The 12,283-nt window shown below is 66.4% G+C and carries 10 protein-coding genes; 5 read left to right on the top strand and 5 right to left on the bottom strand.

The features are described from left to right. Positions 1-491: 491 nt before the first annotated feature. Positions 492-986 (bottom strand): hypothetical protein, encoded by a 495-nt coding sequence (locus V5A38_RS12175; protein ID WP_332326033.1) that lies wholly within the window; start codon positions 984-986, stop codon positions 492-494. 3 nt (positions 987-989) lie between these two features. After that, entirely contained in the window at positions 990-1,922 is a 933-nt protein-coding gene (gene mch / locus V5A38_RS12170) for a methenyltetrahydromethanopterin cyclohydrolase (protein WP_332326032.1), read from the bottom strand. Between the two features lie 109 nt (positions 1,923-2,031). On the opposite strand from mch, the gene V5A38_RS12165 reads away from it, so the two are divergent. Next, positions 2,032-3,546, top strand: a complete 1,515-nt coding sequence (locus V5A38_RS12165) for a M81 family metallopeptidase (RefSeq protein ID WP_332326031.1) — start codon at positions 2,032-2,034, stop codon at positions 3,544-3,546. 49 nt (positions 3,547-3,595) lie between these two features. Here V5A38_RS12165 and V5A38_RS12160 read toward each other — a convergent pair whose 3' ends face one another. After that, positions 3,596-3,907, bottom strand: a complete 312-nt coding sequence (locus V5A38_RS12160) for an MTH1187 family thiamine-binding protein (protein WP_332326030.1) — start codon at positions 3,905-3,907, stop codon at positions 3,596-3,598. Between the two features lie 47 nt (positions 3,908-3,954). Next, complete coding sequence (locus V5A38_RS12155; RefSeq protein WP_332326029.1) at positions 3,955-5,415, bottom strand: amidase family protein; 1,461 nt, start codon at positions 5,413-5,415, stop codon at positions 3,955-3,957. A gap of 164 nt (positions 5,416-5,579) precedes the next feature. Between V5A38_RS12155 and V5A38_RS12150 the strand changes: the two genes are divergently transcribed. Further along, positions 5,580-6,752 carry an alanine--glyoxylate aminotransferase family protein gene (locus V5A38_RS12150; protein ID WP_332326028.1) on the top strand — a complete coding sequence of 391 codons (1,173 nt, stop codon included), beginning with the start codon at positions 5,580-5,582 and terminating at the stop codon, positions 6,750-6,752. A gap of 29 nt (positions 6,753-6,781) precedes the next feature. On the opposite strand, the gene serB is transcribed toward V5A38_RS12150, so the two are convergent. After that, positions 6,782-7,417 (bottom strand): phosphoserine phosphatase SerB, encoded by a 636-nt coding sequence (gene serB / locus V5A38_RS12145; RefSeq protein WP_332326027.1) that lies wholly within the window; start codon positions 7,415-7,417, stop codon positions 6,782-6,784. 186 nt (positions 7,418-7,603) lie between these two features. Here serB and serA point away from each other — a divergent pair, with 186 nt between their 5' ends. The 3 genes from serA to V5A38_RS12130 all read left to right on the top strand — a co-directional run bounded on the left by serA (position 7,604) and on the right by V5A38_RS12130 (position 12,212). Beyond that, positions 7,604-9,193, top strand: a complete 1,590-nt coding sequence (serA, locus tag V5A38_RS12140) for a phosphoglycerate dehydrogenase (RefSeq protein WP_332326026.1) — start codon at positions 7,604-7,606, stop codon at positions 9,191-9,193. Between the two features lie 104 nt (positions 9,194-9,297). Then, the gene (locus tag V5A38_RS12135) at positions 9,298-10,704 is read left to right on the top strand and encodes an aryl-sulfate sulfotransferase (protein WP_332326025.1); all 1,407 of its coding nucleotides are present in this window, start codon (positions 9,298-9,300) and stop codon (positions 10,702-10,704) included. A gap of 98 nt (positions 10,705-10,802) precedes the next feature. Continuing rightward, positions 10,803-12,212 carry a M20/M25/M40 family metallo-hydrolase gene (locus V5A38_RS12130; protein ID WP_332326024.1) on the top strand — a complete coding sequence of 470 codons (1,410 nt, stop codon included), beginning with the start codon at positions 10,803-10,805 and terminating at the stop codon, positions 12,210-12,212. Positions 12,213-12,283: the final 71 nt, after the last annotated feature.

The raw sequence follows: 12,283 nt of genomic DNA, 5'->3' as shown, positions 1-12,283 counted from the left end.
CACGAGCTAAGGGGAACGCGTTTCGGGACGGCTTCATAGTGATTACTGCCAATAGGTGCATCGACGGTGTCGAAAGCCGCCGGTTCAGGGGCTCCCATCACCGACACGGATGGTCACGGCGGGACAGACTCGCAGTAATCACTATCAGACTGGAGAATCAATGGAGGTCGGCACTACCCGACAGCTGTGGCTGGGTCTCGGCGGCGCGCTGATCGCCCGCCCCGTCATCCACATGCTGAGGACGGCCCGTGTCCGGCCCGCCAGGATGAGGGCGTTCGGGAGCCTCGTCGCCTAATTGGTCGTCATTTGGACCGTGTTCTCGATGAAAATTTCCGTCGTGAAACCGTCGTGGGGGGCGCCGGCGGAGCGTGGGTCGGCGGAACGGCTACTCGGTGGTCCCTGACCAGCGAATCAGCGGGGACAGACCGAAAACGGTTCGCGAACGGGAGCCTGATTCAGTGACGGAATCGGACCCGGACTACCCAAGCCGGCTACTGGTCCACGGCGGCGACGTAGCCATCGTCGGTTCGGTCGGCCAGATCCAGCAGCACGAGCCAGTCCAGCAGATCGCCGATCCGGTCCTCCCAGACGTCCTCCCAGCCGCGCTGTTTGTGGCGTTCCCAGCCTGGGACCATCCCCCGCAGCCGCTCGAACGCGCTTTCGGCTGGCAGCGGTTTCTCGGTCTCCCGGAGCGCGTCGAGGGCCTCGGCGGCACCGAAAACCCGGCCGACAAAGGACTCACGGAGGTTCTCGGGCGTCGGCTCGCGGTCGGTCCGCCGGAAGCCCGAGTCGGTCTCCTCGGCGAGTTCGAGTGCCCGAAGGAACGTGAGCCACGTGCGGGCGACGTCCCGGCTGGGGAAGTCGCGGCGGCGCAGCAACCGGGCACAGCAGTCGTTCTCGGAACCCGGAACGAGCGGCACTGCCTGCTGTGCGGCGGCGACGGCCTCCAGGTCGTCGGGCACCGATGGGAGCGGTTTGAGTCGCATGCCTCAGAAGCCGAAGCTCTCGGCCAGCAGCGCGTCGTCGCGACCGCCGAACGTGTAGGTCCGGCCGTCGATGACGTCGACGGTGGCGGCGGCGGGGCCGAACACCGATTCGGGGAGCGCCTCGAAATCCCAGTCGTGGGCCTCGAAGATCTCCGCGAACGGCCGGCCGAACTCCCCGGCGGCGTCGGAGGTGATCTGCTGGAGCGCGTCGTCGTCCTCGGTGACGGTGAGGTGGACCTCGCCGCCGTAGGCGACGGCGTCGTTCGTCCGAGCCATCGCCGCGCTTTCGTCGTAGCCGACGGGGGCGATGGGGGCGCTCCCGGAGACCGAGACGATCTTTCCGGGGTCGTAGCCGGTCTCGAACAGCTGCCAGACGGCGAGCTCTGCTGCGCGCGACCCCGCGGCGACGCTGCCGGCAACGGAGCCCAGCGCGTACGCGGGGAGGAAGACCCCGCTCTCCTCGACACCCGCGAGGTCGGCGACGTGTTTGGCGATGCGGTCGTCCGGGAGATCGATGCTCTCGACGCTGAGCACGGTGAGGTCGAACTCGTCGTAGTAGCCGACAGCCTCGAACTCCGTCTCCTCGCCGACGAGTGCGCGTGCCGGGCCCGAACCGAGCCCATCGAAGAACTCGAAGTCGAGTTCCCAGCCCGCCTTCTGCGAGCAGAGCAGCGCGATGCCGGGGTGGTCGGTCGACAGTTCGACGTGGGGGACCGGAGCGCCGTCGACCCGGCCCATCCGGGTCGTCACCGTGGCCAGCCCGGCAGTCTGTATCTCCGCGAGCAGGACGCCCGCCTCCGTCCCGCCGTCGACCTCGATACCGAAGTCGAGCACGGTCGCCCCCGACTCCAGTTCGTAGGGCGCGACGTTGAGCTCGTCGGCGAAGTCGAGCGCCTCGTCGACGAGCTCGACCGCCATTCGATTGATACTCTCCATGCGTTTATCTCCCGCGTCACCGGGTAAAGGGTTTTCAGTCCGGCTCCAGCCGTTCCACGGGGATTGCCGCCCACGGTAGCTTTAACCACGCGTCGGCCCGCTCACCTCCATGAACGAGAGCGCAGCCGATGAAGCCACAGAAGCCGGCACCGACGGTGCCGACGAGGAGCTGACAGTCGGGGTCGCCCGGTTCGTGATGGAGACCTGTACGTTTGCCTCACGCCCCACCGGCATCGACGAGTGGGAGCACGACGGCCCGCCGCTCACCGGCGACGCGGTGCTCGACACCGACGACTACATCCGGGGGTTCGCCGCACGCACCCGCGAGCTCGCGGACACTGAGCTCGTCGGTGCCTACGCCCCGCGCTGGCCGAAGGGGGGCTCCTCCGGGAGCTGGGTCACGCAGGAAGCGTTCGAAAAGTACTCCTGCGGTATCGCCGACGCGCTGACCGATATCGAAGCTCTCGACGCCGTGTACCTCTCACTCCACGGCGCGATGGCCGTCGACGGGACGCCGAAACCCGAAGCCGAAACCGTGCGCCGGGTCAGGGAAGCCGTCGGCGACACGCCAATCTACGTCACGCTGGACCTGCACGCGAACGTCGACGGCGAGATCGCAGCCGCCGCCGACGGGGTGTTCATCGTCAAGCGCTACCCGCATTACGACTCCCACCGCCAGGGCGAGCGGGCCGCCAGAGTGCTCCACCGACAGCTTCGCGACGATTACGAGCCCACGATGGCGACCCGGAAGCCGGGCGTCATCACCCCGAGCGTCTTCCAGGGAACGGGCGACTCGCCGGCGATGGAGATCATGGAACGTGCCCGACGCTGGGAGGACCGCGAACCGGGGGCGTTCGTCTCGGTCGCCTTCGGGTTCGCCTACGCCGACGTGCCCAACGCCGGGGCCACCGTGATGGTGGTGACTGACGACGACCCAGCGCTCGCGGACCGCATCGCCGACGACATGGAATCGTACATCTGGCGCGTCAGGGTGCCCTTCGCCAACAAAACGCTCCCCAGGACGGAAGCCGGCGTAAGCCAGGCCATCGAGGCCGCAGAATCGGGCAACACGCCGGTCGTGCTTGCCGACCACGCCGACCGAATCGGCGACTCGACGCACGTGCTCCGGCAGCTTATCGACCAGGGTGCGAGCCGATTCACCGTCGCGACGATCAACGACGAGGAGGCGGTACGGCGTATCGAGGCAACGGCCGGAGCGGGCGAGCAGGTCACCGTCGACGTCGGCGGCCATGCCGAGCAGTACGCCGGCGACCCGGTCGAACTCACGGGAACGGTCGAGTATCTCGGTCCCTACAACAGCGTCTACAGCTCGTTCGACACCATCGCCGTTCTCCAATTCGGTGACGAGAACCGCGTCATCGTCACGCCGGAACTCCACCAGGTGACGTCGCCGGAGATATTCGCGGAGCTTGGCATCCCGTTCGAAGCCGAAGTCGACATCCTCGCCATCAAGAGTCGGGTTCACTTCCGGCGTGGCTTCGTCGAGACCGGACTCGCGGGCGAGGTGATTCGGGTCGATGCGCCGGGTATCGGTCCTGCGGACCTGAGCGAACTGCCCTACGAGAACGTCCCGAGCGATCTCTATCCGCTGAGCGAGCGGTAGCCGCGCCGCAGTGATACGGGACGCAGCGGCCGCCCCAGGTCGGCGAGAGCTACCGCTCGCGTCGCGCCTCCCTGCCTAACTCCGCTTCCACGGCCTCCACTTTCGCGGCGGCGTCAGTATCCGTCGTTCGCTTGTCGTCGATTTTGAGGAACGTCCCCACTCGGTCACCGTCAACGGCCTCGTGGGCGGCCTGGGCGGCGTCGAACAGTTCACCGATGTCGTCCGTTTCGATGGTGGTCCCCATTGGGGTGGTCTCGTAGGTCACGTCGAACTCCTCGAGTGCGGCGACGGCGTTCGCCACTTCGGAGGCCATCGACTCGTCTGTGGCCGGTGCGACTGAGAGGAACGCGACAACGGTCATAGCTGGAGGTTGCGGGTGGAGTGGCTTCTCTCTGTCGCCGGGTCAGTTCAGTTGGTAGCTCCCGGGTAGTCGTCGTGCCACGGGTGTTCGCGCTCCAGTGTGGCGGCGGCCGCAATCACGTCCGCCTCCGCGTGGCGGTGGCCGACGATCTGGACACCGACAGGGAGCCCTTCGTCGGTCAATCCCGCGGGGACCGAGGCGGCTGGGTGGCCTGTGAGGTTGAAGACGGAGGTGAGGAACCAGCCTGACTCTGGGTTCACCGGCGTGCCCGCGACCTCGCTCGGCCCCTCGATACCGTGCTCGAAGGGTGGCACCGTCGTCACCGGGCAGACCAGCAGGTCCGTCCCCTCGAGTGCCGCCTCGACGCCGTCGTACACCTCGGTTCGGGGCTCGTCGGCGCGGAGATACTCGACCGCCGAGCGCTCGGTGCCGCTCTCGGCCATTTCGGTGACGTGGGGCGGGAACTGATCGGCGTGCTCGCCAGTGATTTCGACGCCGGCCGTCTCCTCCAGGCGCTCGGCGAGCGCGGCGATGCCGGCCTCCCACATGGGCACCGAGGTCTCCTCGATCAGTTCCTCAAGGGTGTGGCCGAGGTCGACCTCGACCTCCTCGACGGTGAGGCCAGCGCCGCGGAGACCGTCGACCGCTCGCTCGACGCCGGACTCGACCCGGCTGTCGATCGGGAAGATCCCCAGATTGGGGCTGTACCCCACCGAAAGCTCGGAGGCGTCACGGTCGACAGCGGCGGCGAACGCCTCGTCACTATCCGGGATGCTGAATGGGTCGCGTGGATGTGCGCCGGCGAGCACGTCCAGCATCGTTGCGGCGTCCTCGACGGTTCGGGCGATGGGCCCCTTGTGGGTCATCGGCGTGTGGCTGCCGAAGGCGTTGGGACGGGAGTCAACCGGCACGCGGCCGTACGTGGGTTTGATGCCGACCGCGTGGCAGAACGACGCGGGAATGCGGATCGAGCCACCGGCGTCGCTCCCCTCCGCAAGTGGGGCCATCCCGGCAGCGACGGCCGCCGCAGACCCACCGGATGAGCCGCCGGAGTTGCGCTCCGGATCGAACGGTGTCGCGGTCGGGCCGACGAGCTGGTTATCAGTGACGACCCTGAGTCCGAACTCCGGGGTGTTGGTCTTCCCCAGCGGGATAGCGCCCGCCTCCTTCAGCCGCTGGACGGCGACGGCATCCCGCTGTGCGACGTGGTCTGCGAACGCCGGCGTACCGTAGGTGAGGCCGACGCCGTTCAGTTCGGTGAGGTCCTTGATTGCGACGGGGACGCCGTGGAGCGGTCCCAGGTCGTCGCCGCGCTCCACTGCCCGTTCGGCTTCGTGAGCCTGCTCGCGTGCTCGTTCACGAGCGAGCGTTATCCAGGCGTTCACCTTCTCTTCACGTTCGTCGATACGGTCGAGGAAGGCGTCGACGACCGTGACCGGTGAGAGCTCTCGGTCTCGGATGTCTGCTGCCAACTCGGTCGCTGGGCGGAACACGATGTCCTCGGTCATGCTTCAGGGTTTGGCAGTGGGGGCTGTTAAAACGACGCGAGGCGGCTGAGTATGTTCTCCCCCCGCCTGTTCGCTCCGGCTCCCGCGAAGCCTGCCAGTCCGTCGATGCTTCCGCTTGACGCTGGTGGCGTGGTATTTAACAGCGGCGCGGCAAAGCCCAACGTATGCGAGAGGATTTCCTCCTGCTCAACCCAGGCCCCGTGCCGCTCAGCCGCGACGTGCGCGAGGCGATGAGCGAGCCGATGGTCTCCCACCGGTCGGCCGCGTTCGAGACGGTGTACGAGCGGGCCCAGAACGGGCTGGAGTACGTGTTCGAGCGCTCGACGCTCGATGAGTCCCGCACCTCGGCGGGCGGGCAGGCGCTCATCCTCAACGGCACCGCGACGATGGGGATGGAGGGCGCAGTTGCCAATCTGGTCGACGAGGACGACGAACTCGTCGCCGTCGTCAACGGGAAGTTCGGCCGACGGTTCAAGCGCATCGCCGAGCGCCACTGTGAGGTCACCCCGGTCGAGTTCACGTGGGGGAGCCCGGTCGACACCGACGCGGTCGCCGACGCCGTCTCCGACGACACGGGAGTGGTCACGATTGTCCACAACGAGACGAGTACTGGGCTGCTCAACCCCGTCGAACAGGTCGGGGAGATCGCTGCTGCCCACGACGCCCGGTTCGTCGTCGACGGTGTGACCTCCATCGGCGGCGACGAGTTCCGCGTCGACGACTGGAACGTCGACATCGCGGTTACTGACGGCCAGAAGGCGCTTGCAGCGCCGCCGGGGATTTCGGCGCTCTACGTCGCCGACAGGGTCGCCCAGAATATCGACGGTGAGGACGCGCCGTTCTACCAGGACCTCGACTGGCACGCGCGCAAAGCTGACCAGCACCAGACCCCCTTTACGAGCGCCATCCCGCTGTTCCGCGGGCTCTCAATCGCCGTCGAGGAGATCCGCCACGAGGGGATGGGCGAGCGCATCGGCCGCCACCGCCAGCAGTCCGCAGCGTTCCGCGACGCGATCGAGGCGATGGGACTCTCGCTGTTCCCCGAGCTGAATGCCGAGAGCGAGTACTCCAACACGCTGACGGCCGTGCAGATGCCCCCTGGCGCTCGCGGTGACGACAGCGAGGCCTTCTTCGATGCCGTGAACGAGCGCGGTGTCTCCGTCTCCGGCGGGCAAGCCCATCTCGGCGGGGAGATCTTTCGGGTCAGCAACATGGGGAACCTCACCGCCGAGCAGCTCCTCCGAGGGGTTCGCGTCGTGGGCAGGGCGTTCGAGGATATCGGCGTCGACGTCGACGCGGCGGCGGGCGTCGCCGCGGCAGAAGAACGGCTCCGGTAACGGACGCACAGAGTTCTCGTGGCCAGTCGCTATAGCAGCCCCTCGCGCTCGAACAGCGCGCTGAGTTCGTCCATCGACTCGACCACCTCGTCACAGTGTGGTTCGACGGCGTCCTTGGGTTCGAAGCCGACCGCGAGCCCCGCGACGTTCAGCATCGGGAGGTCGTTGGCGCCGTCGCCGACCGCGACGGTGTTCTCGATATCGACCCCCCTCTCGCTACAGAGCGAGCGAAGCGCCTCGTCCTTGGTTTCCTCGATAAGCGGGCCGTCGGCGTCACCGGTGAGTTCCCCGTCGGCCACCGGGAGCTCGTTCGCGATGAGAACGTCGACCGCTGTACCGTCACGGGTGAGCGCCGCGTCGACGCCGGGCGTGAAGCCACCGGTGAGGATGGCGGTCGTGTGACCGGCGTCGTTCAGTCTGTCGATGATGTCGGCTGCCCCCAGGCGCAACGATACCTGTTCGAACGCCGCCGTTGCTTCCTGTTCCGGGAGCCCCTCGAGGAGCTCCGCGCGCCGATAGAGGCTCTCCGCGTAGGAGAGCTCTCCCCGCATCGCCCGGGCCGTGATCTCTCCGATCTCCTCGGCGACCCCCGCACGCTCGCCGAGCAGCACTATCATCTCCGACTCTGATACCGTCCCGTCGAAATCAAATGCGACCAGCGTCATAGCTCCACCTCTCCCTCCAGCGTTATCGTTCCAGTGGTCCAGCGGTGCCGGGTCAGCATAGAGTTGAATAGCTCGATTCTATTTACAAGTGATAAGTACACGAATATGGATACTTTTGCCGTCCGAGACCGCGTAACCGCGCTTCGGCGAGGAAAGCATTATGCCCTATGGGATGGACGTCCACCCGTGAAGGTACTCGTCACCGATCCGATCGCCGATGCGGGGCTCGCGCGATTGCGCGAGGCCGGCCACGAGGTGGTCACCGCGTACGATATCGAGGGGGAGGAGCTCTTCCATGCTCTCTCCGACGCTGCCGGGCTCATCGTCCGCTCAGGAACGGACGTCTCCGCGGCCCTCTTCGAGGCCGCACCGAACCTCCAGATCGTCGGCCGGGCCGGTATCGGCGTCGATAATATCGACATCGACGCCGCAACGGAGCACGGCGTCGTCGTCGCCAACGCGCCGGAGGGGAACGTCCGTGCCGCCGCCGAGCATACTGTCGCAATGGCGTTCGCGACCGCTCGCTCGATTCCGCAGGCCCACGCCAGGCTCCAGACCGGCGACTGGGTCAAAAGCGAGTTCCTCGGCACGGAGGTCAACGGCCAGACGCTCGGCGTCGTGGGGCTCGGCCGCGTCGGCCAGGAAGTGGCGAAACGTCTGGGGTCGCTGGGGATGGACCTGGTCGCCTACGACCCGTACATCAGCGAAGAGCGCGCTGACCAGCTCGGCGCCGAACTCGTCGACCTCGACGTCTGTCTCGACCGTGCGGATTTCCTCACCATCCACGTCCCGCTGACCGAGGAGACGGAGGGTCTCATCGGTGAGGCTGAACTCGCGGAACTCGACGGCGGCTACGTGCTCAACTGCGCCCGCGGCGGCGTCGTCGACGAGGCTGCGCTGGCAGAGGCCGTCGGAGATGGCGTCCTGCAAGGCGCGGCGCTCGACGTGTTCACCGAGGAGCCGTTACCCGACGACTCCCCGCTGCTCGACACTGAAGATATCATCGTCACGCCCCACCTCGGGGCGTCGACGGCAGCCGCACAGGAGCACGTCGCAGTCAGCACTGCCGAGCAGGTGCTCGCAGCGCTCGCGGGGGAGCCGGTCATCAACGCCCTCAACGCACCCTCGGTCGACGAGCAAACGTTCCCGCGTATCGAACCCTACATCGGGCTGGCCGAGACCGCTGGTCAGGTCGCCACCGGACTGTTCGACGGGCGGCTCGAGCGCGTCGAAGTGGCGTACGCCGGCGATATCGCCGCGGAGGACGTGGAACTCGTCACCGCCAGCGCGCAGAAAGGCGCCTTCGAACCGCTCGAATGGCAGGTGAACGCTGTCAACGCCGCCCGCGTCGCGGAGGAGCGCGGCATCGAGGTGACCGAGACGAAGACCCGGCAGTCGGCCGATTTCCAGAGCCTGCTGACAGTCACCGTGGGCAATGGCCACGACGAACTGTCGGTCTCGGGGACGCTGTTCACGGGGGACGAGCCCCGGCTGGTCTCCATCGACGGCTTCCGCGTCGACGCGGTCCCCGAGGGACAGCTCCTCGTGGCGCGGAACCGCGATCAACCGGGCGTCATCGGTTTCATCGGCACCGTCCTGGGCGAGCACGGCGTCAACATCGCCGGGATGGACAACGCCCGTGAGACCGACGGTGGTGAGGCGCTGACGGTGTACAGCCTCGACGACGACGTGCCCGACGAGGGACTCTCGGCGCTGACCGACGACGAACGCATCATCGATGTACGTCAGTTCGACCTTTCGGCGGAGTCTTCGTAGTCGGCCTCCGTCTGCAGTGTCTCGCTCGTCCGGGGGTTTGCTCGACCCGATAGAAACAGCAGAGGGACATCGTTTTCACCCTCCTTAGGAAACTGTGGATGTAAATGGTCCGTGAGCTGGCTCGTCGGACGGTCGTCCTCCTCGTTGTGACGCTCAGTCTGTCGCTTGCGCTCGTTCCAGCGACGCTTGCTGTCCCCACGGAAGGAGGGCCGATGATGCGGAGTTCGGGTTCGGGTCCCGGGTCCGTCTCCCAGACCGGCCAGAACCCGTGTGTTGGAACCGTGACCGAGCAGCCGCGTGGGACGACACTGTTGTCGATACAGGGTGCCCGTGGGGGCGAAAAGACCGTTGCAATGGTCGTCGGAATTCACCCGAACGGCACGGTAATCGGCGTGTATAACGGGTCCGCAAAAGACCGATGGTGGCTCTACGACGTCGACCCACTGCCGAACGGGAATCTCCTGCTGTCGAGCACGGAACCCGGTATCTCGGTCGTCGAGGAGATCGATCCGACAACCGGAGCGCAGGTTTCCGAGCACCGGTTCGAAGACGTGCTCGACTCCCACGATGCGGATATGCTCAACGAAGACGAGCTCCTGTTGAACGACATGAGTCAGGACGGGAACGCCCGTATCTTCGTCTACAATCGCACGCGTGAGGAGGTCGTCTGGGAGTATCAGTTCGCGGAGCATCCTGACGCCTTCCCGCAGAGTGGCGGTGGAGAGTTCCTCGAGGACTGGACGCACAATAACGACGTCGAGCAGATCGAACCCGGGGTGTTCATGGTCTCGGTTCGGAACTTCGACCAGGTGGTTGCGATCGACCGCGAGACGAAGGAGATACGCTGGAAACTGGGCGAGGACGATAGTCACGGTATCCTCTTCGAACAGCACAACCCCGACTATTTCGAAGGCGCGAACGGGACGCCGACGGTTCTGGTCGCCGATAGCCTCAACGACCGGGTCGTCGAGTACGCCAGAGAGGACGGCAGTTGGACCCGAACCTGGGTGCTCAAAGGCGGGGAACTCGACGAACCACGCGACGCCGACAGGCTCCCGAACGGCAACACGCTCGTCGTCGATCGACGAGGGCACCGGCTACTGGAGGTGACGCCGACAGGTGAAGTGGTCTGGGAGTTCTACGCGCCCTGGCAACCGTACGACGCCGAACGAATCGGAACTGGGGACGAGTCGTCGGGTCCGAGCGCCCGACAGTTGGGCGCGACCGGCGTCCACGAGATGACGGGGAGTGAGGGGGTCGACGAGCGCCGAACCGAGTCCTGCGACGCCTTCTTGACCAACTGGTCCGGTGGGAGCCAACTGCTCCCAGCAGAACCGGACCCCAGCCCGTCAGCAACGCGGTCGCCCACCGAACTGACCTCTCACTGGACGAAGGTGGAGACCGAGACGCCGAACCGGTTGCTCGGGAGTCCGCTCAGCTGGGGCGTGGTCATCGCTCTTCTCGTCGCCGTGCTCCTCATGGTTCTCCGATTGGGCAAGGAAGAGAACTGAGTCGCGAATCAGCCGCTCGACATAGTCGCCGCATCCGGTGGGGATTTAGGCACTCCGGGACCACCCAGCGCTATGGACACGATCATGGGTGAGCGCCGATGAGCGGGGAAGCAGTCAGTTTCGTGAAAGACCACGAGGAAGAGCAGCTGGACGACCTGTTCGACCTGCTCTCCCAGCCCTCCATCAGCGCAACGGGCGAGGGTGTCGGGGAGTGTGTTGAACTGGTCCAGGAGCTCTGCCAGGAGTACGGTTTCGACGACGTGGTCACGGTCGAGACGCCGGGCCAACCGGCGGTAATTGCCCATGCCGAGGCCAACGAGGGGGCGGGTGGGCAGGGCCAACCGTGCGCCGACGCTGAGACCGCGTCGACTGTCTTCGTCTACGGCCACTACGACGTCCAGCCCGCAGACCCCGCCAACTGGACGACACCCCCCTTCGAGCCGACGATTCGCGCCGGCCCGGACGGGCGCGATCGAATCTACGCCCGCGGTGCCGGAGACAACAAGGGCCAGTGGTTCACCCATCTCTGTGCAGTCCGGGCGCTCCAGGAGACCACCGGCCTGGAGACGAACGTCACGCTCCTCTTGGAAGGCGAGGAGGAGAGCGGGAGCCCGAACCTCGATTCGGTCGTGGCGGACCACGCCGAGGTGCTTGGCGACGCCGAACTCGCGTTCGTCGCCGACGGTCCCATCGACCCCTCCGGTCGTCCCCACGTACTGATGGGCGCTCGCGGGATGCAGTACGTCCAGGTCGACGTTCGGGGGCCGAACCGCGACCTGCACTCGGGCAACTACGGTGGCCCGGTCCCCAACCCGGCCTGGGAACTGGTCCGCATCCTCGCCTCGCTGAAGGACGAGTCGGGCCGCGTCACCATCGACGGCTTCTACGACGACGTGCGGCCCATCGGCGAAGCCGACCGGGAGGCGCTCGACGCGATGCCGTTCGACGCCGAGGCGGTGAAAGCCGACCTCGACATCTCGGCGTTCGCGGAGGGTCCGGGCGATAGCTACCTCGAGAAGCTGCTCTACTACCCCACCTGCAACATCGCCGGGTTCACCTCGGGGTACGGCAGCGACGGGAGCAAAACCATCCTCCCCTCCACCGCGACCCTGAAGATGGATATGCGGCTGGTCGCCGACCAGGACCCCCAAACGATCTACGAGGCGTTCGAGGAGCACGTCCACGAGCACGCCACCGGCGTCTGTGACGTGGCGGTCACGAAGATGGGGCAGATGCATCCCCAGCGCACGGCGCTGGACCACCCCGTTCGCGAGCCGGTGATGCGTGCGGTCAGCGAGGCGTGGCCCGACGAGCCGATTCTGAAGCCAACCCTTGGTGGGTCGCTCCCGACTGCGGTGTTCGAGCGGGAAATCGGCCTCCCCTGCATCACGGTTCCGTACGCAAACGAGGACGAGAACAACCACTCACCTGACGAGAATATGGCACTCAACTGCTTCCGAAGTGGGATTCGGACAAGTATTGGGTTGTTTTCCAGCGACGGTTGGTGACCTGTCGCGAGCTCCGTCTCGCGACCGCGGAAACTCCACCGTCGCTGTGTGAATCCGTCGACGGTTGGTGA

Source organism: Halolamina sp. (genome assembly GCF_036626355.1).
In the GTDB taxonomy this organism is placed as follows: Archaea; Halobacteriota; Halobacteria; order Halobacteriales; family Haloferacaceae; genus Halolamina.
This window is presented reverse-complemented; position numbering and strand designations above follow the sequence as displayed.